The organism is Corynebacterium stationis (genome assembly GCF_001941345.1).
Lineage (GTDB): Bacteria > Actinomycetota > Actinomycetes > Mycobacteriales > Mycobacteriaceae > Corynebacterium > Corynebacterium stationis.
In genome coordinates, this window is record NZ_CP009251.1 from 574334 (window position 1) to 598906 (window position 24573).

Annotated in this window: 21 protein-coding genes; 9 read left to right on the forward strand and 12 right to left on the reverse strand. The window is 55.3% G+C overall.

What is annotated here, in order from left to right:
- Nucleotides 1–34 precede the first annotated feature (34 nt).
- The 4 genes from metX to CSTAT_RS02890 all read right to left on the reverse strand — a co-directional run bounded on the left by metX (nt 35) and on the right by CSTAT_RS02890 (nt 4408).
- Nucleotides 35–1177 (reverse strand): homoserine O-acetyltransferase MetX, encoded by a 1143-nt coding sequence (metX, locus tag CSTAT_RS02875; RefSeq protein WP_075722403.1) that lies wholly within the window; start codon nt 1175–1177, stop codon nt 35–37.
- Nucleotides 1177–2490, reverse strand: a complete 1314-nt coding sequence (locus CSTAT_RS02880; RefSeq protein ID WP_075722404.1) for an O-acetylhomoserine/O-acetylserine sulfhydrylase — start codon at nt 2488–2490, stop codon at nt 1177–1179. The genes metX and CSTAT_RS02880 overlap by 1 nt, the downstream gene beginning before the upstream one ends.
- 110 nt (nt 2491–2600) lie before the next feature.
- On the reverse strand, nt 2601–3788 hold the full coding sequence (locus CSTAT_RS02885) for a saccharopine dehydrogenase family protein (RefSeq protein ID WP_075722405.1): 1188 nt from the start codon (nt 3786–3788) through the stop codon (nt 2601–2603).
- A complete protein-coding gene (locus CSTAT_RS02890; RefSeq protein ID WP_066792508.1) occupies nt 3785–4408 on the reverse strand; it encodes an MBL fold metallo-hydrolase in 624 nt (207 codons plus the stop codon). The genes CSTAT_RS02885 and CSTAT_RS02890 overlap by 4 nt, the downstream gene beginning before the upstream one ends.
- A 135-nt stretch (nt 4409–4543) precedes the next feature.
- On the opposite strand from CSTAT_RS02890, the gene dps reads away from it, so the two are divergent.
- Nucleotides 4544–5023, forward strand: a complete 480-nt coding sequence (gene dps / locus CSTAT_RS02895; protein WP_066840306.1) for a DNA starvation/stationary phase protection protein Dps — start codon at nt 4544–4546, stop codon at nt 5021–5023.
- Nucleotides 5024–5096: 73 nt separating this feature from the next.
- Here dps and CSTAT_RS02900 read toward each other — a convergent pair whose 3' ends face one another.
- The 7 genes from CSTAT_RS02900 to CSTAT_RS02930 form a co-directional block, all read right to left on the reverse strand.
- Nucleotides 5097–7208 (reverse strand): M3 family metallopeptidase, encoded by a 2112-nt coding sequence (locus CSTAT_RS02900; protein WP_075722406.1) that lies wholly within the window; start codon nt 7206–7208, stop codon nt 5097–5099.
- A gap of 123 nt (nt 7209–7331) precedes the next feature.
- Nucleotides 7332–9506, reverse strand: coding sequence for an NADP-dependent isocitrate dehydrogenase (locus CSTAT_RS02905; protein ID WP_075722407.1), 2175 nt, complete (start codon nt 9504–9506; stop codon nt 7332–7334).
- A 126-nt stretch (nt 9507–9632) separates the two neighbouring features.
- A complete protein-coding gene (locus CSTAT_RS02910) occupies nt 9633–10607 on the reverse strand; it encodes a siderophore-interacting protein (protein ID WP_075722408.1) in 975 nt (324 codons plus the stop codon).
- A gap of 7 nt (nt 10608–10614) precedes the next feature.
- Nucleotides 10615–11463, reverse strand: coding sequence for an ABC transporter ATP-binding protein (locus tag CSTAT_RS02915; RefSeq protein WP_082869516.1), 849 nt, complete (start codon nt 11461–11463; stop codon nt 10615–10617).
- 7 nt (nt 11464–11470) lie between these two features.
- The gene (locus CSTAT_RS02920) at nt 11471–12538 is read right to left on the reverse strand and encodes a FecCD family ABC transporter permease (RefSeq protein ID WP_075722409.1); all 1068 of its coding nucleotides are present in this window, start codon (nt 12536–12538) and stop codon (nt 11471–11473) included.
- Nucleotides 12538–13524: a FecCD family ABC transporter permease gene (locus CSTAT_RS02925; RefSeq protein WP_075723771.1), complete on the reverse strand. Its 987-nt coding sequence runs from the start codon at nt 13522–13524 to the stop codon at nt 12538–12540. The genes CSTAT_RS02920 and CSTAT_RS02925 overlap by 1 nt, the downstream gene beginning before the upstream one ends.
- A gap of 172 nt (nt 13525–13696) precedes the next feature.
- On the reverse strand, nt 13697–14803 hold the full coding sequence (locus CSTAT_RS02930) for an iron-siderophore ABC transporter substrate-binding protein (RefSeq protein WP_419186562.1): 1107 nt from the start codon (nt 14801–14803) through the stop codon (nt 13697–13699).
- Nucleotides 14804–15033: 230 nt separating this feature from the next.
- Here CSTAT_RS02930 and CSTAT_RS02935 point away from each other — a divergent pair, with 230 nt between their 5' ends.
- From CSTAT_RS02935 to CSTAT_RS02960, 6 genes are all read left to right on the forward strand, one after another.
- The gene (locus CSTAT_RS02935) at nt 15034–16377 is read left to right on the forward strand and encodes an MFS transporter (RefSeq protein ID WP_244892882.1); all 1344 of its coding nucleotides are present in this window, start codon (nt 15034–15036) and stop codon (nt 16375–16377) included.
- Nucleotides 16378–16486: 109 nt separating this feature from the next.
- A complete protein-coding gene (locus CSTAT_RS02940) occupies nt 16487–17395 on the forward strand; it encodes an exodeoxyribonuclease III (protein ID WP_075722411.1) in 909 nt (302 codons plus the stop codon).
- Between the two features lie 129 nt (nt 17396–17524).
- A complete protein-coding gene (locus tag CSTAT_RS02945; protein ID WP_066840313.1) occupies nt 17525–17716 on the forward strand; it encodes a hypothetical protein in 192 nt (63 codons plus the stop codon).
- Between the two features lie 158 nt (nt 17717–17874).
- Nucleotides 17875–18927 carry a tryptophan--tRNA ligase gene (gene trpS, locus CSTAT_RS02950; protein ID WP_075722412.1) on the forward strand — a complete coding sequence of 351 codons (1053 nt, stop codon included), beginning with the start codon at nt 17875–17877 and terminating at the stop codon, nt 18925–18927.
- Nucleotides 18928–18982: 55 nt separating this feature from the next.
- The gene (locus CSTAT_RS02955) at nt 18983–20065 is read left to right on the forward strand and encodes a YhjD/YihY/BrkB family envelope integrity protein (protein ID WP_075722413.1); all 1083 of its coding nucleotides are present in this window, start codon (nt 18983–18985) and stop codon (nt 20063–20065) included.
- Between the two features lie 108 nt (nt 20066–20173).
- Entirely contained in the window at nt 20174–21169 is a 996-nt protein-coding gene (locus CSTAT_RS02960; RefSeq protein WP_075722414.1) for an RDD family protein, read from the forward strand.
- Here the strand turns inward: CSTAT_RS02960 and CSTAT_RS02965 are convergent.
- Nucleotides 21108–22523 (reverse strand): D-alanyl-D-alanine carboxypeptidase family protein, encoded by a 1416-nt coding sequence (locus CSTAT_RS02965; RefSeq protein ID WP_083640621.1) that lies wholly within the window; start codon nt 22521–22523, stop codon nt 21108–21110. The genes CSTAT_RS02960 and CSTAT_RS02965 overlap by 62 nt on opposite strands.
- A 39-nt stretch (nt 22524–22562) precedes the next feature.
- On the opposite strand from CSTAT_RS02965, the gene CSTAT_RS02970 reads away from it, so the two are divergent.
- Both CSTAT_RS02970 and CSTAT_RS02975 read left to right on the forward strand, forming a co-directional pair.
- Entirely contained in the window at nt 22563–23486 is a 924-nt protein-coding gene (locus CSTAT_RS02970; RefSeq protein ID WP_244892883.1) for an amidohydrolase family protein, read from the forward strand.
- Nucleotides 23425–24573: an alpha/beta hydrolase gene (locus CSTAT_RS02975; RefSeq protein ID WP_083640625.1), complete on the forward strand. Its 1149-nt coding sequence runs from the start codon at nt 23425–23427 to the stop codon at nt 24571–24573. Before CSTAT_RS02970 ends, CSTAT_RS02975 begins: the two co-directional genes overlap by 62 nt.

The window sequence follows — 24573 nt, forward strand, 5'->3', positions numbered from 1 at the left end:
TCACGGGATGCGCGCTCCCCGAAGCGCGCTCCTGCTAGATGATGTATTCGTCGCCTAGCCGGTATTCCACACCATCGACACTTTCTGTCGCATTAGGCAAGGACTGCTGGATAAAGTTGCGCAGAATCCGGTCCATTTGGCGGCCTTCGACCAAGAAGGCGTCGTGGCCGACAGGGGAGGACAGCTTGGCCATCGCCAACAGGTTGCCTAGGTTGCGGGAGATGTGTTCTTGCTGGTGATACGGGTATAAGATATCTGTATCCACGCCCACCACCATGGTCGGAACTTCCGATGAGGCCAAGGCCTTATTGAGACCGCCTCGCCCGCGGCCAATGTCGTGCCGGTTGAGGGATTCAGTCAAGGTGACGTAGGAGCCTGCATCGAAACGCTGCGTTAGCTTCGCTCCCTGGTAATCCAAGTAGGAATTCACGGCAAAGCGCTGATCGAGCTTGCGATAGGGGCCGAGCGGATTTTCCCCCGCCTGCGCGGAAGTTCCAAAGCGCTCATCGATTTCCATCTCCCCGCGGTAGGTCAAGTGCGCAATGCGTCGTGCCGCAGCCAAGCCTTCAGCAGGGTATTCGCCGTCGTAGTAGTCACCACCTTGCCACAGCGGGTCGCGCTCAATAGCAGAAATCTGCGCCGACTGAATACCAATCTGCCAGGCCGAAGCCCGCGCCGACACGGCAATAACGCACGCTGCCTGGAGCATCTCCGGATACAGCAACGTCCATTCTAAAGTCCGTGCTCCACCCATGGAGCCGCCAATAACGGCATGAACCTCGGTGATTCCCAAAACATCCAGGAAGCGCTTTTCGGCCTCTACCTGGTCGCGAATGGAAATAGCCGGAAAGCGCGAACCATAGGGCTTGCCATCGAAGTCCGAGCTCGGACCGGTTGAGCCGTTGCAACCGCCTAAGACATTGGTGGCAATAACGCACCAAGAATCCGTGTCCAGCGCTTTGCCTGGCCCCACCAGATCACACCACCACGTGGCTACATCAGAGTCGCCTGTGAGTGCATGCTCAATGAGCAGCACATTGGAGCCGCGGAATTCACCCCAGCGCTGATATGCGATATCAACGCTGGCGATGTCAGCCCCGGCTTCAGTGGTGAAAGAGCCGATGGGGATGGTCGTCAAAACGCCTTCATCGGCAAGCAAAACGTGCGTTGAAACCATTAGATTGCGGCGAATCCCAACTCAAGGTCAGCGATGATGTCAGCAATGTTTTCAATACCGACTGACAGACGGACGGTGGACTGGGTAATACCAGCAACACGCAGTCCTTCTTCATCGGACTGGGAGTGCGTGGTGGTTGCAGGGTGGACAACCAGCGAGCGGGTATCGCCGATATTGGCCAGGTTGGAGTGCAGCTTCAAAGCGTCGATGAATGCCCACGCTTCGTCCTTGCCGCCGTCGATTTCAAACGACAGGACGGAGCCGGTGGAGGTGTAGCCGAGGCGTTCTTTGACTTCCTTGTACGGGCTGGAATCCAGGCCGGCGTAGTTGACCTTGGTGACCTTGTCGTGGGCTTCAAGGTACTCGGCTACCTTTTGGGCGTTTTCACCATGCTTGTCGATGCGCAGTTGCAGCGTTTCCAGACCCGTCAGCGTTACCCATGCGTTAAATGGTGACAATGCGGCGCCGGTGTCGCGCAGGATGCCAGCACGGGCTTTGAGTGCGAATGCTGGTGCGCCAAGGTCCGCATACTTTAAGCCGTGGTAGGCAGCATCTGGGGTGACGAAGTATGGGAAGACTGGCTTGCCGTCTCGCTCAACGGTCCAGTCGAACTTGCCGCCGTCCACGAGGATGCCGCCGATGGAGGAGCCGTTGCCGGAGTAGAACTTGGTGGTCGATGCAACAACGATGTCAGCCCCAAGCTCCAGCGGGCGTGCGACCGCAGCGGTAGCGATGGTGTTGTCCACAATCAGTGGCACCTGGTTGTTGTGCGCAACCTCTGCAACTGCTGGGATGTCCAGGATGTCAGCGATGGGGTTGCCGAAGGTTTCTGCGTAAAAAGCACGGGTATTAGGCTTGACGGCATCTGCCCAGGACTGTGGGTCATCTGGGTTATCAACGAGGGTGACTTCAATGCCTAGGCGCGCCAGGGTGATGGTAAATAGGGTGTTGGTTCCGCCGTAAAGGCGTGGGGAAGAAACAATGTGGTCACCAGCCGAAGCTAAGTTGATAAGCGCTGCGGTCTGCGCTGCCTGGCCCGAAGCGAAAGCGACGGCGTCCACGCCACCTTCCAAGCTAGCGATGCGTGCCTCTAAAGCACCCGTGGTCGGGTTGGTCAGGCGGGTATAAATCGGGCCGGCATCCGAGAGGTTAAAGCGATTTGCCGCACGTTCAGCGGAGTCAAAAACATAGGAAGTTGTTTGATGGATTGGAACATTACGGGAATTTGAGTTGCCGTCGAGGTCCTGTCCCACGTGCAAGGCACGGGTTTCTAGAGACCAGTTTTCAAAGTTGCTGTTATCGTATTTCGTCATATCAGGCACCGTACCCGTGCGGTGCGGCACCTTTCACTTTTAAAAATAAAGACGCTGGCAGATAAAGAATATAAATAGACAAAGCGGTATTGTTTTCCGCAATGAGCGGTCTAAGTAAACTTCATTCCATGCGCGTTTAGGGCCTCCAAATACGGGGCGCCGAGTGCGGTGGCGGGAGTAAGAATGCCACCAGACACCTCTGGCATTCCGGCGGGTTCGGTGGCTAGGACTACGGCTGCTTCGCCCAGCATCATCGAGGTGACGCGATATCCCGGATCGCCGTGTGCTGTCACCGTGGTGCTGTGCACTGCGCCAGTTGTGCTTAACCCGTAGTGGGTAATGCGAAACCCGCCGTCGTCTAGCTTCTTTGGTCCCTCTCCGGGCTTGGGTAAAAAGCGGGCGAGACGTTTATTCATAACCACGGCAAAGCCCAGCGCAGTGACAGCGAATAATGCGTGGGCTTTGATGCGGCCGAGTAAGCCTTTACCCGTGGTCATCGCTTCGCGGTAGTGTAGCTTGTCGCCGTAGGCGTAGCCGGACAAAGTATTCGACCGGCGCACGATGCGGGTATTAAACATCGCCATGAAAAACGGTCCAGTCCATTGCTGTGTGAGTGAGTCGAAGGAGACCTCGAGGTCTTTTTGCTCGCCTAGGTCTGGCTCGAGTTTGTGGTTGGGGGAGAGCGTATACGGGCTGTGCAGAATAGCGCCGCCTTTTTCCATCTTCTTGGCATCCGCGCTAACTGCTCGCATGGAATCGATGGTGCCGCCCGATAGCCCGCCGGACAGAAACTCCACGGCCATCGTGACTTTGCTAAATGCGGTCTGCGATACCTGATGCAGATGAAACATGCCCATGTCTGAGGGAACAGAATCGAAGCCACAAGAATGCACAATCTTTGCACCGGTGACCTGCGCGCTCTCATGCCTCTTATCGATGGTGCGTCGAACAAACAGCGCCTCCCCACACAGATCGACGTAGTGGGTGCCATTATTGACGCAGGCCTCGACAACTTTGTCGCCAAAGTAGGTATACGGCCCCACAGTGGAGATGAGAACCTTAGCGCGCGCGGTTAATTCACGTAGTTCATCGATACGCGATGCATCCGCAACAAGTATGGGCAGCTTAATACCTGATGTGTGCGCTAGTTCTTGGAGCTTTGACTCATTGCGTCCGGCAACCGCAATGGCAAGCTCCGGATGGGTGTCTACCAGATACTGTGCGGTGAGCTTTCCAACAAAGCTGGTGGCACCGAATACGATGATGTCGAATTCGCGCGCGTTACTGGGATGTGTCATGCATCCAAGTCTAAAGGCTGTGAAAGATCCAAGGGGGTTCCTTCTTCAAGCCGGGCGTAGCCAGGGACCTTCATCTTGATCATGACGTTGTCGTAGAGCGTGCGGCCAAACTTACTCAGCACGCCATCGTGGATCGGGATGGTGCGGGTCGCTGAGACGGTGCGGGCGTAGGCAGCGGCTTCAGAGTTTTTCACCCACGGCGCGGAAATCGGAAGCAGCAAAACTTCAACATTGTGTAGACCCTTGATGTACTGATCGCCGGGGTGCAGGACGCCGTTGAAGTAATAACCTAGGTTCACTGGGCGCGGCAGGCGTGGATGGATCTCGTGGTGTAATCCGCCTACTGCCTGGATGGTGATGCCTAAAAGTTCAAAGGATTCACCGGGGCGGAGAACTGTGCCCTCACCAATTAATCCAACAGCGTCAGCTGGGCCCCAGACTGGCAAGCCAGATGCTTTCACGGTTTCAGCGTCCACGTGGTCTGGATGTGAGTGGGTCAAAAGCACAGCGTCTGCCGAAGCTAAGATGGAAAGGTTCGAGGCCGGGCCAGGGTCAATGACAAAGACCCCCTGGTCTGTGGAAACGGAAGCGCAAGAGTGTCCATGGAGTGTAAGTTTCATACCACCAGCCTAGATAAAACTTCCAATCCAGTGACGCACCTCAGGATGAGGCAATAAGTCTAACCTAAGGTTTGACCTGCATAAATGTGGCAAAATAGACATGCAATAAATCTCGTTCGGGGATATAGTGAAGTTATGACTCAGTACACTGTTCCTGGTTTGTCCGATGTTGATTCCAAGAAGCTCTCTGAAGAGCTGCAGGCTCGTCTGAATGATTATAATGACCTGCATTTGATTTTGAAGCATGCCCACTGGAACGTTGTGGGACCAAACTTCATTGCTGTTCATGAGATGCTTGACCCACAAATTGAACTGGTTCGCGGCTACGCAGACGAAGTCGCTGAACGCGTCTCCACCCTCGGCTTTGAGCCACTGGGTACGCCAAAGGCGCAGGCCGAGGATCGCACTCCGTTGAAGTACGACCTCAACCGCGCTAACACCCAAGATCACCTCGCGGCTATCGATGAGGTTTACACCACCGTCATCGAAAACGTCCGTGAATCCTTGAAGGTCTCCGGCGATATCGACCCAATCACCGAAGACATCTTCATCGCACAATCTGCTGAACTGGAGAAGTTCCAGTGGTTCGTGCGCGCACACCTCGACAACGCTTAAGCGATTAGAAAAAGCGGAGGCCATCCGCAATTGGGTGGCCTCCGCTTTGCGCTGTGTAATGGACTTCGAAGTATTAGGCGCTTGGGGTATTCAGGCCGCGACGAACTAGCAGTGGGGTGAGGTCCTTGTCGCGGCCGCGTAGCTGTGAGTAGACCTCGGAAAAATCACGCGAGGCGCCGGTCGACAAGATGAGGTCGCGGAACTTTTGACCCGCGCGCCGGGCATCGGCATCAGAGACTTCTGCCGATGCGAGGGTATCGACCGACGCCACAGCGTTGTCGGAAGGGGCGGCGGCGTTTTCTTCGCGGAACCACTCGAAGCCATCGGCATCGAGGGCCTCTGCCCACAGATACGAGTAGTAGCCAGCGGAGTAGCCGCCGGCGAAGATGTGCTGGAAATAGGTGGAACGGTAACGCGGCGCGATGGCATCGATGTCCATGCCGGCTGCGTCTAGAGCATCTTGTTCAAAGTCGGCGATAGCTTCAGGGGTGGATTCGAGCTTGGCTGCTTCCTCAGGAGAGAGCGAGTGCCATGCGAGGTCAATGATGGATGCTGCGACGTATTCGGCGGTGGCGAAGCCTTGGCCAAACTGGGAGGCCTTGGAGACGGCATCGAGAAGCTCGTTGGGGATGACCTCACCGGTGTCCACGTGGCGCGCGTAGTTTTTCACCAGCGCCGGATCGAGTGCCCAGTTTTCGTTGATTTGCGAGGGGAATTCCACCCAGTCACGCGGAACGTTGGTGCCGGAGAAGGTGGGGTAGCGGACGTCGGAAAGCAGGCCATGCAGAGCGTGGCCGAACTCGTGGAAGACGGTGTGCAGCTCATCGAGGCTCAGCAAAGGCGTGGAGCCATCTGCTGGGCGCGATATACCCATGACGTTGATAACCACCGGGCGGGTCTGAAGAAGATGCGACTGCTCCATAAAGGTCGACATCCATGCGCCACCGCGCTTGGTTGGGCGGCCGAAGTAGTCCGTGAGGAAAAGACCGATGCCAGTATTGGGCTCTTGCTCTTGGCCATCGTCGAAGACTTCCCATACGCGCACGCCCTCGGCATAACCTTGTAAATCATCGCGCGGAACCACCGTGATGCCGTAGAGGCGATGGGCGGCGGCGAAGACGCCATCGACAAGCACTGCGTCCAACGGGAAGTATTTGCGCAGCTCATTTTCATCCAAGGCGAAATCACGCTGGCGCACCTTGGCTTCCCAGTAAGGCCAGTCAGCGGGGCCGAAGCTTTCGCCATTAAGCTCTGCTTCTTCGGCCAAAATCTTGTGCTCGCCGGCCGCATTGGTATTAATGGCAGGCACCAAACCGCGCAGCATGTCACCTACAACCGATGCTTCCTTGGCGGTTTCTTCAGCAATGACGTAATCCGCGTGGGTGTCATAGCCCAGCAGCTGGGCGCGCTGTGCACGCAGTTGCGCCATCTCCACCAGCACTGCGGAATTGGTCTCCGTGCCGCGTAGACGGGCGGCATCGTAAAGCGCTGCGCGGGCGTCCGGCGTTGCTAGGCGCTGCTGCTCGGACTGCACCGACGGCAACTCCAGCGGGAAGACGTAGCCTTCCTTGCCGAGTTCTTTGGCGTACGCCGCTGCTGCATCGATGCGATCTTGCGGCAAACCAGCAAGCTCCTCGGCGTTATTAAACTGCACCGCACGGGCGCGGGTATCTGCCATCAAGTTACGGCCAAATTCCTCCGACAAGATGGACAGGCGCTGGTTGATTTCTGACAGGGTGTGCTTGTCGGCATCGGAAAGCTCTGCGCCCTTGCGCGCGAATGTGCGCAGCAGGTGCTCATGTAAGCGCTGCGATTCCGTATCTTCTGGTGCCGTGACGGACTTGAAGCGCTCGTACAGTGCTGCGTTCTGATAAATCGCATCCAGGTGCGCTGAAAGCTGCGGGTAAATATCCGCGGCAATCTCTTCCATTTCCGCGGTGATATCCGTGCCAGAGAGGTTGCCGAAGACCGACATGACCCGTTCGAGGTCGCGCCCGGAACGCTCCCAAGCTTCGACGGTATTAGCCCATGAAGGTGCTTCAGGATTATCCACAATGGCAGCAATTTCTGCCGCGTGACGTGAGAGTGCTTCAGCGAAAGCTGGACGGTAATGCTCAACGCGAATTTCAGCAAAAGGTGGTAGCTGATACGGCAGTTGAGAAGGATTAAGTAGTGGGTTAGCCATAAGAGACCAATCTACCCGTGCCTACCCGTGAAACGACGACGTCCTCTTGACCCAGTGCCGGATCAAGAGGACGTCGTCGGGTTTAAGACGCGATGTGGTCTAGATGTCGCGTCTAGGGAAGAACTACTTCTTCAGAGATTCCAAGATCTCGTTGTAAACGGAGGAAGGACGCATGACTTCTTCAGCCTTGCTCTCGTCGAACCAGTAGTAGCCGCCCAAGTCTGCAGGCTGGCCCTGGATGTCGATGAGCTCCTGCGCGATTGCGTCGAGATTCTCATTGAGCTTGGCGGAGAAAGCCTTGAAGCCTTCTGCCAGCTCAGCATCATCGGTCTGCTTAGCCAGTTCTTCTGCCCAGAATGCTGCGAGGTACAGGTGGGAACCGCGGTTATCGATTTCCTTGACCTTGCGGGAAGGGGAGTAGCCTTCGGTCAGCAGACGCTCGGTTGCGTTGTCGAGTGCAGCAGCAAGGACGCCAGCGCGCTCATTACCGTGGTTCTGCTGCTCGTGGCGGAAGGACTCCGCCAGCGCCAAGAACTCACCGAGGGAGTCCCAACGCAGGTGGTTTTCTTCCTGGACCTGCTCAACGTGCTTAGGAGCAGAGCCGCCAGCACCGGTCTCAAACAGACCGCCGCCAGCCATCAAAGGAACAACCGAGAGCATCTTTGCAGAGGTGCCGAGCTCCAGAATTGGGAACAAGTCGGTGTTGTAGTCACGCAGAACGTTACCGGTAACGGAGATGGTGTCCTCGCCGCGACGGATGCGCTCGACGGTGACCTTGGTTGCCTCGATTGGGGAGAGGATTTCAATGTCCAAGCCCTCAGTGTCGTGGTCGCCCAAGTACTTATTGACCAAGTCGATGAGGTTGCGGTCGTGTGCGCGCTCGGTGTCGAGCCAGAAGATGGTCTTCATGCCGGACAGACGTGCACGGTTGACAGCGAGCTTGACCCAGTCCTGGATTGGGGCATCCTTGGTCTGGCATGCGCGCCAGATGTCGTTTGCCTCAACGTTGTGGGAGATCAGAACATCACCAGCGGAGTTTACAACCTGAACTTCGCCGTCAGCTGGGATCTTGAAGGTCTTGTTGTGGGAGCCGTACTCCTCAGCCTTCTGAGCCATCAGGCCAACGTTAGGGGAGGTACCCATGGTGGTTGGGTCGTAAGCGCCGTTTTCGCGGCAGTCTTCAATAACTGCCTGGTAAACACCAGCGTAAGAGGAGTCAGGGATGACAGCGAGGGTGTCCTGCTCTTCATCGTTCTTGTTCCACATGTGGCCGGAGGTACGGATCATCGCTGGCATAGAAGCGTCGATGATGACATCGGACGGAACGTGCAGGTTGGTAATACCCTTGTTGGAGTTGACCATTGCCAGGTCAGGGCCGTTTTCCAAAGCGGCATCGAAAGCAGCCTTGATTTCAGCACCGTTGTCGAGCTTCTCCAGACCGGAGTAGATAGCGCCCAGGCCGTTTTCGCCGTTCAGGCCAGCCTCGAGCAGCTGCTCACCGTACTTGTCGTAAACGTCAGCGAAGAATGCGCGCACAACGTGGCCGAAGATGATTGGGTCGGAGACCTTCATCATGGTGGCCTTCAGGTGTGCGGAGAAGAGAACGCCCTCTTCCTTCGCGCGGGCAACCTGTGCCTTCAAGAACTCATCGAGAGCCTTGGCGGACATGAAAGTGCCGTCGATAACTTCCTTGTCCAAAACCTTCAGGCCGTCGAGCAGAACGGTCTCAGCGCCGTCGGTGCCAACCAGCTTGATGGTCAAGGTGTCATCACCATCGATGATGACGGACTTCTCATTGTGGCGGAAGTCGTTTGCGTCCATGGTTGCAACGTTGGTCTTGGAATCCTTCGACCATGCGCCCATGCGGTGTGGGTTTGCCTTAGCAAAGTTCTTGACAGCCTGTGGTGCACGACGGTCAGAGTTGCCCTCACGCAGGACAGGGTTTACAGCAGAGCCCTTAGCTACGTCGTACTTATCCTTGGCGTCGTCATACTCTGGAAGGTCGAAGCCAACAGCCTGCAGCTCGGCAATAGCCTTGCGCAGCTGAACCTCAGAAGCAGAAATATTTGGAAGCTTTACGATGTTCGCTTCCGGGGTCTTAGCTAGCTCACCGAGCTCGGACAGTGCGTCTGGAACCTCGGTCTCAGGGAACTGAGCCAGGATACGAGCAGCCAGTGAGATATCTGCAGTCTCTACCTCGATGCCAGCAACGGAAGCGAATGCTTCAACGATTGGCTTGAAAGAGTAGGACGCAAGCAATGGTGCTTCGTCAGTACGGGTCCAGATAATCTTTGCCATGCTTCTCCTAAAAATTAATGTTTTGGAAAATGTTCAACATCCAAGAATACCGGTTTACCGTATCTTTTGGGAGCAGTAGCCCCCTTTTGCGATAAGGCCGGACTAAGTGGTGCGCACAAGCAGCTCTTAACCGAGCGCTTTGACACCGGTTTTCCAGTACCCCATGAAGGAAACGCGGTGGCGGGAAATGCCCGCGCCTTTAACCAACATGCGACGAATAGTGGTGACCATGCCGGCTTCACCAGCGATCCAGAAATAAGTATCTGCAAAGCGTTCAGCAACAGTTGAAGCTGGTTCGGTGGCATCAGTATCGTCGTCGAAAGAACTATAAGCAGGAGTTTCCCAGACCAGCGGGGCAGGCTCGGCGTCATCGCTAGTCGATGGCTCCGGCGGGGTGCATTCACCGCGTGGGTTCTCAACTTCAAAAAGCCGCGCTGCAGATTCAACCAATAGGTCACCGTACGCGTGCTCTGGGGTGCGTGGGACCCAGTTGACTGTGAGATTTGCGGGGAAATCAATCTGCGGGATATCTGCGCTATCGACCAATTCGCAGTACATGGTGCCGGTGAGTTCCGCGGGCCATTCATCGGCGATGCGCAGCATAGCTGGCAGGGCAGTTTCATCACCTAAAATGACAACATTTGTGGCTTCGCCAGGCTGAAATTCAATGCCCGGGCCGGATTCGTCGTCTTTTTGTGGTGCCACAACATAGAGCTGATCGCCAGGCTGTGCTTCAACCGCCCAGGTGGCTGCGGGACCGCTATCGGGAGTGCCTACGCCGTGCAGAGCGAAGTCAATATCGAGCTCAGCTTCACCGTTTGCACCTTCGTCGTGCTCACCTGCTCGACGAAACTCGCGGATGGAGTAGGTGCGCATGCTGCCGCGCTTGTCCGGGTCAATGGCTTTCCATTCGTCGTACCAGTTTTCCTCACCGGTCATCTTTGGCAGGCCGTGGTCACCCGGGATGACTAGTTTGATGCGCAAGTCCATGATGTGACCTGCGGGGCCCATGTCATCTAAGCCAGTAAAAGTTACCCGCTGGAAGTTAGGGGAGATGCGTTCGGAGTTTTTGACGGTTGCGAGAAATGGGAAAAATGCCATTGAGAATCTACTTATTCCTTAGGTGGTGGCGGCCAATAGGCATGACCGCTGGTTGATCGGAAACCGGGTCAGTGATGATGACCGAGTCGATTCCGAATACGGACTTCACATTTTCTTTGGTGATGACTTCGCGTGGATGCCCATGCGCGAAGACCTTCCCGCCAGAAACTGCAACGAGCTCATCGGAATAGCGTGCGGCCAGATTGAGGTCGTGCAGCACCATGACGATGGTGGTGCCACGATCGCGGTTGAGCTCAGTGAGCAAGTCCAAGACATCTAACTGGTGCTTGACGTCTAAGTACGTGGTGGGCTCATCGAGAAGCAATGTATCTGTGCGTTGTGCTAACGCCATGGCAATCCACACGCGTTGGCGTTGACCACCGGACAGCTCATCGATGGAGCGTTCAGCGAGATCGGAGATACCGGTGGTTTCCAAGGCTTCTGCAACGATGTCGTAGTCTTGCTGGCTCCAGCGCCCTAGGATGCCTTGGTGCGGGGTGCGGCCGCGGCCAACTAGGTCTGCGACGACGATGCCATCGGGAGCAATCGGGGTCTGCGGCAAAAGGCCGAGCTGGGTTGCGAGCTTACGAGTCGGGATGTCATGGATGGACTTGCCATCGAGGACAATTTCGCCCTTGGTCGGGTTTAGCAAACGCGACATGGTGCGTAGCAGCGTAGATTTGCCGCAGCCATTTGGCCCGACAATGGAAGTTACGGTACCTCGCTTGATGTCGACGTTGAGCGTGTCTAAAACCGTGCGCTCACCGTAGCCGACCGATACATCTTTAACGTGTAGAGCGGTGGAATCCAGCTGCTGCGCCGTCGAGGCATGTTCATTGATATTCATTGCAGTCATGAATGTCCTATCGCGAGGATCGAGTAAGTAGATACATTAAGAAAGGCGCACCAATCGCACCGGTGATAACGCCAGCAGGGTAGCGGGTGCCAAAGAGGTATTGGCCAGCCAGATCCGCGACTAGCACGAGCAATGCGCCGATGAGCCCCGCGGGGAGAACGAGGGAGGCACCGGGTTTGAAAATCCGTGAAGCGATGGGGCCTGCCATAAAGGCGACAAACGCGATGGGGCCGGTGGCAGCAGTAGCCAGGGCGATGAGTACGACAGCACCGACGAATAACACCACGCGGGTCAGCGTTAAATGAGTGCCGAGACCGCGTGCTAAATCATCACCGAGTCCCAAGATGGACAGCAGGTGCGAGCAGGCAATCATCAGCGGTGCGAGCACGATGACGGTCAAGATAACCGGCAGGCCGCGCTCCCAAGTCATGGTGTTGAGCGAACCGGTAATCCAGCGGGTTGCGGTAGCCAAATCCCAGGCAGCAGCATGCGAGAGCACATAAGAAGTCCACGCCTGCATAATCGCTGCGCAGCCAATACCGATGAGGATTATGCGGGTACCAGTAAAGCCGGACTTCATGGACAACAGATAGACAGTCAGCGCGATTACCAGCGAGGCGATGGTCGACATGATCGACACTGCGGTCTGACCGAGGCCGAACATGATGATGCCGGTTGCGCCAGCAGCCGATGCACTGGCGGAAATTCCAATGATGTCAGGTGAGGCCAGTTGGTTGCGCAGCATGGTTTGGAAAATCGTGCCGGCAATACCGAATGCTAGGCCGACGAAAATCGCTACCGTTGCGCGCGGAAGTCGCAGCGCGCCGACAGTAAAGCTGGCGCCAGGCACGGTTTCACCCATGACAACGGCTAGGACGTCTTGCAAGCTATAGAAGGTCTCGCCAATCATGAGCGAGGCTAACCAGACGCCGATGACCGCGATGACAAGCAACGTGACTAATGCCCAGTATTGGTGTGCGCGCTTTTTGCGGCCTGCGGCTAAAGATGTTGCAAGTTCCGTGGTTGCTGCGGAGTTGGGCTCGCTTGAAGAAGTGGTTTGCGTGGAAGTGGTCATTAGGCAAGCTCCCGAACCTTGGTGTTGCGAACAATCCAAATAAACAGCGGGGCGCCGATAAGCGGAACCAAAATGCCCACTGCTAATTCCGAAGGACGGGTGACCACGCGGCCGATGGTGTCAGCAATGGTGAGCAATAACGCTCCGGCAAGACCGGTCAGGGGCAGCAGCCAGCGGTGGTCAGTGCCGCAGACAAGACGAATCAGGTGCGGAACAATCAAACCGACAAAGGCAATCGGGCCTGCGAGCGCGGTTGCAGTACCGCACAAGATGACCGCGCCAAAGGTGGCGACCAAACGGGTGGTCATGACTTTGATGCCCAGGCCGGTTGCGACATCATCGCCAAGCGCTAATGCGTTAAGCCCTGGTGCGCAGCCTAAAACGACAAGCAAACCAACGGCTAGGAAAGGTAGCGATAAACCCAGATTGGGCCACTCGGCACCGCCGACGGAACCAATTTGCCAAAAGCGGAATTGATCCATGACATCGGCGCGCGGCAGCAAAATTGCAGAGACCAAGCTTGAAGCTGCCGCAGCGGTGGCAGCACCAGAAAGCGCGAGTTTCAGCGGGGTGGCACCACCGCGGCCCAAAGAGCCCACGAAGTAGACAAAGACCGCGGCCGCCAAAGAGCCGACCATAGCGGCAATCATGGTGGGCACTGGGCGTGAGAGCCCAAAGAAAGCAATGCCCGTGACAACCGCGAGTGAGGCGCCAGAGAGTACGCCGAAAATACCCGGATCGGCCAACGGGTTGCGGGTGATTCCCTGCAAGGTAGTACCTGACATCGCCAGTGCTGCGCCGACGAGTAGTGCCATAACCGTACGCGGCATGCGCGCAGCGGCGGCGGCTTGTTCCGCTGTTTCAGTTGCGCCGCCGATAGCAGCGATAGCGTCTTCCACCGAGATGGAACGAACACCAAACATTACGGAGGCAACGCACGTGATTGCTAAAGCGATTAGCAATCCGATTAAAACTGCGATGCGCATGCCGAGGGGGTGCTTTTTTCCAGCGACTCCTGCTTGGGAAGCACGGGCTGCTTCAGCCAGCCCAGATGCGGTTGAAGAATGGTGCGCTTGAGCCTGTTTTTGAGCTTCCGCTGATTTTACTGACGCTGCGAGGTCTACCACTTGAAAATCTTTCTTAGCTTCGGCGAGTCAGTTACTCAGCTTCGAAAGCAGTATTTAGAGCTGCGAAGTAGTCATCGATACCCCAAGGGATAGACAGTGGGGATGGGTTAGCGGATGCACCCAGTGGGCCATTTTCCAAGAAGACAACGCGGCCTTCAGCAATCGCTGGGATCTTGGAGGTCAGCGGATCTGCCTGCATCTTTTCTAGTGCTTCCTTATCTGCTGCTTCATCACCTGAAGAGTAGGAGATGAAGAAGTCGACGTCGTCGAACTGCTCTGGGTTCTCAGTCGAGACTTCTTCCCAGAAGGAATCGGAGTTTCCGGTGTAGTCCTTCACGATTTCTGGGGTTTCAAAACCAGCTTCCTCCAAGAAGCCCGCGCGTGGATCGTCCAGGGTGTAGAAACCAATCATGGATTCGCTCGAGGCGCCGCCGAAGGAGGTAAACAGTGGCTTCTTGCCTTTGAGCTCTGGGTAGTTCGCCATGGCATCATCGACCTGCTTCTTTAGGTCTTCATTGAGCTTTTCGCCTTCATCAGCCAGGCCCAGGCCTGCTGCGTCCAAAGAAACCATGTCAAAAGCAGAAGTGGTCCATGGCTTATCTGGGTATGCCACGACAGGGGCGATCTGAGACAAGGTGTCGTAATCTTCCTGGGTCAGGCCAGAGTATGCAGCCAAGATGACATCAGGCTGGGTATCGGCGACCTGCTCGAAGGGGATGCCGTCGGTTTCATCGAAAAGCACTGGCTCTTCGCCGCCGAGTTCTGCAATCTTGTCTTCGGTCCATGGCATGATGCCGTTTTCATCATCATCGCCCCAGGTGGACTTGGACATGCCTACTGGAACAATACCGAAGGCGAGAGGAACCTCGTGGTTTGCCCATCCAACGGTGGCAACGCGCTCTGGCTTGGACTCAATGACGGTTTCTCCAAGTGCGTGCTCCACGGTGATGGGGAACTGGGACTCATCCGCCGGGTTGTTGGATTCTGCGTCAGACCCGTTTCCGTCTGCGGACTCGGATGCTGCAGAAGAGTCAGTATTTGCAGAATCGGAGCTTCCGCTGTCGGAGCAAGCAGTTAGCGAAAGTGCTGCGATGGCAGATACAGCAGTGAGACGAACAAGTTTGGATGTTTGCACGATGTGGTCCTCCGCGTAAATAGGTAGGCTAGACTGCCTTAATTTGTCTAAGGCTAACCTATGTTAATCGGCAGGCAACCGCTTTTGTCAATATGATCACTCTGTGAATCTCAATAGCGCAAACCTATTGCTGGTATTTAGGACTTGCGTGGTCAGTTGCACACCGGTAGGTGGTTTTGATGGTGTGTCACTTGACATGCGGATATAAGGCTAGCTTCGGTAAGGTTTCCCGCGTGAGAGACAAGCGGATTAATGATGAAAATGCGAAGCAGTTTGGCCTAAGTGATAATGCGCACACAGGCCAACCTTTCGATGGGTATGAGGAGCCGACTTATGGGGAGGTAAGCACTGAGGAAACTGCCGCTGAAGTTGCGGCTCGGCGTGCGCGGATTCGGCGCCGTCCACGTCCTCTGCAGACCTCTATTTCTAATACTCGTCGCATCATCGTAGTGATTGTCTTAGCGATGGGTGGGTTTGCCATCGGCACCACGGAGTTCGTGTCGATGGGCCTTTTGCCCATGATTGCTAGCGACCTGGAAATTTCTGAAGGTCAAGCTAGTCATATTATTTCCGCTTATGCCTTAGGTGTAGTTGTTGGCGCGCCATTGATTACGGCGTTGACCGGCAAGATTCCGCGCCGACGCCTGCTGCTGTTTCTAATGCTGGCATTTATTATCGGCAATGGTTTAGGTATCTTTGCTGAAAATTACTCGCTGCTCATGGTGGCGCGTTTTATCGCAGGTCTGCCACACGGCGCGTATTTCTCGGTCGCTGGTCTATCAGCTGCGTCGATGGCTCCGGCTGGTGCGCGCGGTAGAGCTGTCGCGATGGTGGGCATGGGTCTGTCTGTGGCTACCGTGCTGGGCGTTCCTGCAGCACAAGCGCTGGGGTCGGCCTTGGGCTGGCAGGCGGCCTACGTGCTTGTGGTCTTAGTAGGTCTTGTGACTCTGGCTGGATTGTGGGTTTTGATGCCGCATATGGTGAGGATGCCCGCGACCTCCGTGAAGACAGAGCTTGGTGCATTTAGTCGCCCACAGGTATGGCTTTCTTTGGCGATGGGTGCGATTGGATTCGGCGGCATGTTCGCCGTGTATACCTACATCACCTGGACGATGACGGAACGCGCTGGAATGGCAGAAAGCCTCATGTGGCTGGTGCTGATGGTCTACGGTATCGGTAATGTTGCCGGTAACTACTTCGGTGGCTGGCTGGCCGACCGCAGCTTGGAAAAGGGCATTTTATTCTCCCTGATTACAATCACGTTGATTCTCGTGGCCTTCTTCTTTACCTCCCACAATCCAATCTTGGGCACCATTAACTTTGGACTTATCGGATTCTTTGGCGCATCCCTGACCCCAAGCCTGCAGATTCGTCTCATGGATGTTGCCGGCGATGCACAAACTTTGGCAGCGTCGTTGAACCACTCGGCATTGAACCTGGCTAATGCGGCTGGTGCTGCCATCGGTGGCGTTGTCGTGGGGGCTGGCATGGGATATGCATCCCCAGCGCTTGCGGGTGCGGCGCTTTCTGCGGTGGCAATTCTGATTTGGATTGGCGCTCAGTTTGTCAAGAAGTGACGTTACTTTTTTCAAGTAATGTCACCGAAGGCGTACCGAAGATGTACGGAGTATGCGCAGGATAAGGCTGATGCAGCAGGGAAGCCTGGCTGGTAGCTAGAATGTTGCCATGTCTTTAACTATCGCTTCGGTCAACGTCAACGGTATTCGCGCTGCCTGCAAGCAGCGCAATGAACTCAACCTGGGAATGAATGAATGGTTGAAAGAAACCAGCGCCGACATCGTGCTCATGCAAGAAGTGCGCGCTAATCCAGCCCAAACTGAGCTGGCTTTAAAACCAGCGCTGGAAGCAGGCTGGCACCTGGCCATGGCTGATGCCCTAACCCCAGGCGCCAAGGGACGCGCCGGGGTCGGAATCTTATCGCGTACTCCATTAACGGATGTTGAGATCGGATTCGGCTCCTTCCTGGAAGCTGGCCGTTGGATTGAGGCCACCACCGCTGGTGTGCGCGTGGCTTCGCTCTATCTGCCATCGGGTGATACCAACTCCCCGAAGCTGGATGAGAAGTACAACTTCCTAGATGAATTCGCGGAAATCTTAAAAGACCGTGCAAGTCAGCACCCAGAGATGGTCATCGGCGGCGACTGGAATATCTGCCACCGCGCTCAGGACCTGAAAAATAACAAGCCCAATGAAAAGAAATCTGGCCACTTGCCAGAAGAGCGCGCCTTTATGGACCACGTTTTCGGCGCGTTCCCAGACGCTGAACCACAGGTGAAAAAGGGCCTTGGTGACTGGCTGGGAATCATTGATTATGAAACCAAGACCAACTGGGAAGCAGCTGCGGATCCGCAGTGGTTCGACGTGGCGCGCCGACTAGCGCCTGAGGTAGAAGGCCCTTATACCTGGTGGACCTACCGCGGACAGGCCTTTAACAATGATGCAGGCTGGCGCATCGACTACCAGGCGGCAACCGATGCGATGCTGCAACGTGCACAGCGCAGCTGGGTGGAAAAGGCCCCAAGCGTTGAAGAGCGCTGGTCTGACCACTCGCCTTTGATGGTGGAATACAGCTAAGTGCGATTGGGGGGTAAAGCTTAGTTTTTAGCTATGAGGGTGCTAAACTACCTGTGAACAATATTTGGTGAAGCTGGCTTTATCCTGATTTCACGTAGCTACCGTCATGACAGCAATGGAGTAGACCGTATGTCGCAAGCAATTCTTTACTACGTCCTCGGAGTCATTGGGCTCGTCGTGGGTATTTGGTGGTGGACCGTAGTTGGTCCGTCCTTCGCTTTCCTTGCTCCGTTGATCGTTATGTCCGCAGGTGGCGCATTCCTCGTCGCTGGCCTTGCAACAACCCTTGACGTTTACTCTCCAACGAGCCGCAAGATTTAAGAATGAACGCTTGTAAATAGCGTGATTTCTTAAACTTTCCTTCATAAAGCGCCTTGGCCGGATAGGCACACAAATTTCGTGTGTTCCGGACAAGGCGCTTTTGCGGCTTTTCAGAGCCAAGTAGTGCGCAATTTTTACAACACATTAAGGTATTTACTATGACTGAACCCACTTCCTCACCAGTAGCTGCTCCGACTCCACAGCCTGGCGATCGCATCTTGTCCGGTATTCAGCCCACGGCTGATTCTTACCACCTAGGAAATTACCTCGGTGCGCTTAAACAGTGGATTGATTTGCAGGACGGCTTTGATGCTTTCTACTTCATCCCTGACCTGCACGCGATCACCGTGGAACAAGACCCAGCGGAATTGCGCGAGCGCACCATCGCTGGTGCAGCACAGTTGATTGCTTTGGGCATTGACCCGAAACGTTCTACTTTGTACGTGCAATCGCAGGTGTCGGCGCACGCGGAGCTGACGTGGGTTTTGCAGTGCATGACCGGTTTCGGTGAGGCTTCGCGCATGACGCAGTTTAAGGACAAGGCGACGCGTCAGGGACAGGACCGCACCTCGGTAGGTCTGTTTACCTACCCAGTGTTGATGGCAGCAGATATCTTGCTCTACTCGCCGGATTTCGTTCCGGTGGGTGAAGACCAGCGTCAGCACCTGGAATTAACGCGTAACTTAGCTGAGCGTTTTAACTCTCGCTACGGTGAGACCTTCCGCGTACCTGAGGCTTATATTCCGCAGGGCTCGGCGAAGATCTACGACCTGCAGGATCCAACGGCCAAGATGTCCAAGTCAGGTCCTAACCCCAAGGGTCTGATTAATCTCTTGGATGCGCCGAAGACGTCGGCAAAGCGCATTCGCTCCGCGGTCACTGATGATTTGGGGGTAGTGAATTTCGATCGTGAAAACCAGCCTGGTGTATCTAATTTGTTGGCGATTCAGTCGGCGTTGACAGGCGAAGACATCGACAAGCTAGTAGCGCGTTACGACGGCCAAGGGTATGGACAATTAAAGGTCGATACCGCCGATGCGCTGGAAACTTTCGTCACTCCACTGAAGGCTCGCTTTGATGAATTGATGGATGATCGCGGTGAAATAGAGCGTTTGCTTGCCGATGGCGCCGATAAAGCCACCGAAGTTGCTACACCACTTTTGGAAAACGTTTATGACAAAGTTGGGTTTCTTCCTGCACGCCGACGCTAAATCCGATCTACGCTAGGTAAAAGCCCGCTGAACGTTTCATAGAAAGGCCTTGACAATGGCTGCTCCAACGAAGCCTCGTGACAACAGGACTGATGAATCCGGCATTGAACGTACCCGGCAGGATGAGCCAGGCGCGGTTGATAAAATTCGCGAACGTTCTGGCTTTGTCGACCACATCATGCGCATGCAAAACCGGTACACAGCGCAGGGCGGCAACCAGTTCTCAGCCGGCGTTACCTACTATTCGGTCTTGGCGATTTTCCCTCTCTTCATGCTCATGGTGGCTGTGGTGGCAACCGTGCTGGCCAACCGCGATGACTTGATGCAGCAAGTCCAAGACGCCATTACCGGTGCAGTCGAAGGTGACTTGGGCGAGACCATTAACCAGCTGCTGGTTACTGCCATTGACCAACGCGGCGCCATGTTCGGTGTGGCAGGTCTAACTACCTTGTGGTCGGGACTGGGATGGATGAATAACCTGCGCATCGGTATTTCTGCCATGTGGGGACTCGATGCCAACGAAGGAGGCGGAAACTTCCTAGTCAAGAAAATCAATGACTTGCTCCGCCTGATCGGTTTACTCATTGCTTTGATCTTGGCTTTTGGCGTTACTGCTGCTGCTACCTCGGGCATTATCCCGAAAGTATTTGACTGGATTGGCCTAGACCACTTCCCAGGCATGAACTGGATTATCTTCGCTGCTGGTCTGGCTATCGGTTTGTTGGCGAATTTCTTGGTGATGTGGTGGATGATCGTGATGCTGCCGCGCACTAAGGTGCCGTTGAAATCTGGTCTTAAGGGCGCAGCGTTGGGTGCCATCGCGCTTGAAGCAATCAAGCAGCTTTCCACCGTCATCATCTCTTCGGCTACTGGTAACCCAGCGGGTGCAGTCTTCGGCCCAGTAATCGTGCTGATGGTCATGATGTACCTAATCTGGCGCGTGGTTATGTACATCAATGCCTGGACGGCGACCACTGAAGAATCTCTGGCCTTGGAAGAGCCAGCTGTTCCAGAACCAGCTGTCATCCGGGTGCGCCAAGAGATCTCTTCGGGTCCTTCTACCGGAGCTAGCTTCGGGGTTGGCGCAGCTATCGGTGCGATTGGTGCCGGTGCGGTTGCACTTCTGCGCCGTAAATAAACCTTCCGCCCAACCTTGATAAATGAGGTTGGGGTAAGGGCCAGGGGAACCATTGACGTTGGACGATGCCCCTGTTGGATGTCTATAACGCACGCTATAGTTGGGCATATGAGTCACAGTTTTGCTCCCGATCTGTACAAGCACATGAAGCTTGATAGCGCCGATGAGTGCGCGGCCTTAGGTATTTTGCTGGCTGCACGCGATGCAGACTTAGAAGGCTATGGTGTGACGGCAAATGATCCACGCCGGAAGGAGATTCAACTGTGCTACTCCATCTTGTCCAAGCCCGAGGTGCGCAAGCACTATGATGATGCCCTTTCGGCTGGCCGTAAAATCACCTGGCCAGAAATTGAGCATCTCGCTAATTTCGGGAGCTGGCCTGATCCGGTTACGCGTATGAACGTGAGCGAAAACCCGCCGCAGACTCACGGCTGGTCGAGTCCGCAGGGAAGCCCCCAGCAAGGGCCGCAGAGGCAGTCCTTTATTCCGCCGCAGCCCCAGCAACAGCCACAACAGCAGCCGCAAGCCCAATCACAGCAGCAGCCTCCGTATGCGGCGCCTTATGCACAGCCCCAGCAGCCGGCGCAAAGCCCGTACGCGCAGCCTTTCAATCCGTATCAGCAAGCCAATTATCAGCACCAGCAGATGGTTCCGCAGCAGGCACAGGGTTTATATCAAACTCCAGTGGATAGCCGGATTGCAGATCGACCGTCGTCGAGCACGCGCGTGGGAATGGCCTTTTTAGATTATTTCTTGCTGTCGATTGTGCCTTTGGGGCTGCTCGCCGGTGACTCGATATTCGCCAGTGTTATCGCCGGAGTGTTGATGGCAGTAATTTTTGTTGGCACCGAGGTTGCTTTCGGCGGTTCCCCAGTGAAGCTGATGATGGGCTACCGAGTGCGCGATGTTGATACCCATGAAAAGCTCAGCATCGAGCAATCCATTAAACGCCAGTGGTTTAGGAGCATCCTGATTGTGCCAGGACTGGGTCAAACCATCGGTTTCATCGGTGCGGTAGTAACGCAATTTACTATCAACCCGGCTAACGAGCAGCGTGGCGCCCACGACCGCTGGGCGAACGCAGAAGTAGTAAAGAAGAAATAATCACAAGAACCAGCACTGCTACACCGGCCACAATCAGCCACGGCATCCAGGTTGGGTGAGTGGGGCTTTCTGCTGCTGATGCCGCATCGGTTACTGGTACATTTTCTGCATTCGCCGCTGTTGCGGTAGGAGCAGGTGTTTCTTCTTCTTTGGTGATCTTTTCTGTTTCCTCCAGTGATGAGACGCCTTGGCCAGCGGGAATCTTATAGGCTTCATCGAGAAGCATTTGTGCTTGCTCCCAGGCGCGGGGACCGTGATCGATGGTGGTGTCCAAAATGACCGCCATCAGCCGGCGCCCATCGCGGTCTAAGGCACCAACGAAGGTGTGGTTGGCGTCATCGGTATAGCCAGTCTTGCCGCCAATTCCATCGGGGTCATTCATAAAGAGGCCATTGTCATTGCCCAGCTCATAGCCTTCTAAATCACCGTAGCCGGGAAATTTCACGCTGTCGGTGCCCACGATGCGGGCAAAAGTGGGGTTTTCAAAAGCTGCCGTATAAAGCAGCGCCATATCGGCTGCCGAGGTAGACATACCGGGTGCATCGAGGCCAGAGTAGCTAGCAGCGAAGGTAGAGCGTGCGCCCAGATCGGTTGCGAGCTTGTTGATCTTGGTTAAAGTTTCCTCATCGCCGCCGAGCTGTTGCGCCAACGCGTGCGCAGCATCATTGCCAGAAGCCATAAGCAGGCCTTGCAAAAGCTGCTCGACGGTATAGCGGCCCCCGGGGCCAAGGCCCACGGCGGAGCCATCGATAGCTGCATCTTCGTCGGTGCCAATGACGACCTTCTTCAAATCTAACTCTTCGATAGCCTCGAGTGCGAGCAGGACTTTAAGAATAGAAGCCGGACGATAGCGGCCGTGGGGATCTTTCATCGCTACAATCTCCCCGGTATCAAGGTCTGAGACCATCCACGCGGATGCGCGCACGTCATCATTGACGTCGAATCCAGCAGGAGCTTGCACACCACAGTTGGAATCTTGTACCTCCGGCAAAGGCGCTGGGGATTGCTGACCAGGAGCTACTACTTCTGAGGTTGTGACAGGTTCTGGGGGAAGCAGTGCTTGTGGGCAATTATCAGTATTGGGTGCTGCCTCGCGGGTCGATGAAGCAGGGGCGTCGTCTTCCTCGTCACCTATGGGGGAGTCATCGAAAAGCCCATCAAATACCCCAGTGAGACCTTGCTCTGTGGGTTCTAATTCTTGCGCCAACACCGCCGGGGCAGAGGTACTAAGAATCGCCGCGCTGGCTGCGGTGGCAACAACGGTATTTAACGAGAACCGCAAGCGTCGTGGAGTAGTTCCAGTACCAGCGGGTTTAGCTTCGGAAGCGGTATCGCGAGAGGAAAAGACAGTCATTGTATGCAATATCTTAGGCTCAGGCTTAGGATGGCTCCCATGTATGACGCACCTTTAATTAGCCCAGAAAACAAAGATTCTTCCGCCGACACTTTGGCTTCCTTGCCCAAAGTAGCCCTTGCTGCCAAGGTTGCCGCAGGGCACAGTGTTTCTGACGCCGTGAAAACTGTCTTAGACAAGCTGCAGGCCGATAATGTGATTTACGCCGAGTTGCGCTTAAACCCGAATGATTTTGTAGACGCACACGATGCATCGACAAGCGAAGCATTGCTTAGCGATGCCATCGCGCAAGCCACTTCCGCGCTTCATTCCCACGACGTCGATGCACGCATTATTCTGAGCGCCGATACCCAAGCAGCGAATGTCGCAGAGATTGCCGATGCTGCCATTGCCCACGACGAGGTCGCAGGCTTTGCACTGGTGGGTGACAATGTTGCGGCTCACGCAGGCGTTTTAGACAAGCTGCAGGCTAATTTCGTACCATTTGTCATCGACGGTGGCTTTGACGATATTGAAGCTGGCGTCAAAGCCGGTGCCACTCGCATTTCCGCAGGTGTTGATATCATCGATGACTTTAGCGCCACCGTCGAAGGTATTTCCCCAGGCAAGCTGACCAGCTGGATTCGCGACCGCCACATTGCCGTGGAAATTACTCCCGATGAAGATATTGCTGCCGAGGAAGTAGATTCTTTGGCGGATCACCCATTGCCACTATTGCAGCAATTGGGCTTTACCTGCGCGGTGGGAGAATCCGCATTGACAGAGCAATTTGTCTCACTTAATGAAGCTTTAGGTTATGGCCTGGAGGAATTCTTTGAGCTGACCGTGGCTGCGATGCAAAATAGCTTTAGCACCCAGGAACATCGTCAGCATCTTATCGAAACCGTGATTTTGCCTGCTTATGAAGAACTTTCTGACACCGAGTTTGCCGAAGACACCCAAGAACCCGAAGACGAGGCCTAAGACACGCAAAATTGCGGGCGCTGCCGTGGCCCTTGGCGTGGGTGCTTTTAGCGTCGGGGCTTTAGGAGCGGGGCTCAAGGTTTATAAGGAAAGCCGGGAGCCGTATCTGCGGCAGGTGGATCCTGAGTTGCGGACTTGGTCGTTGTATCTTCCCAACCACGTTATTTCGCCGGCGTTGATGTTATTTATCATGGGTTTGGTCTCCAAGATTGATGCGATTAGAGAGACCGACCGTGACGTTGACATCCGCACAATTGAAGGTGAAAGCCCCGATGATGGGCATCCGTTTAGCGCGCGGCATATTGTGCCGCAACGAATAGCTGATGCTGGAGCAGATGCTTCAGCATCTATGCGCCCGGCGATGATATGGACGCATGGCGGCGGGCATCTGATTGGCACTCCGGGATTTTATGACCCGCAGAATGCGAAGATTGCTGATGAGCTAAATATCTCGGTATTCGCGCCGAGCTACCGGAAAGCGAATCAAGCTCCTTTTCCTGCTGACCTAGATGATTGCTATGCGCTGGTGCGTTGGGTGCAAGACAATGCTGAAGAATTGGGAGTTGACCCGCAGCGCATTGCCGTGTGTGGCGATAGCGCTGGTGGTGGTCTAGCAGCGGGCATCGTGCAGCGGGCGATCGATGACGGGCACTCCGTTGCCTTTCAAGGATTGGTCTATCCCATGCTGGACCACCAAAGCGGCAATGCCTCTAGCGCGGGATTTGATGCCCATGAGCGCTCATGGGGGCAGTTTATCTGGACCGCGCGGTTAAATGCTGCAGCGTGGAACCTGTATTTAGGCAATGACCATTCGGACTCAGAATTAGCGCCCTATGCGTCACCGCTGTATCGCGAGGACCTCGTAGATTGTCCGCCGACGTGGATTGGCATTGGGGATTTGGACTTGTTTTACCCCGAGGCTTTAACCTTCGCGCAGCGCTTAGATAAAGCCGGCGTTCCCGTAGAATTTATTTCTTACGATGGTGCCTATCACGGGTTCGACCACCTGGCGCCACAGTCAGAGAAAACAGCAAAGCTTCACGCAGACCTTATTGCGGCGCTGCGTGAAGCTTTGGAAACGGATTAG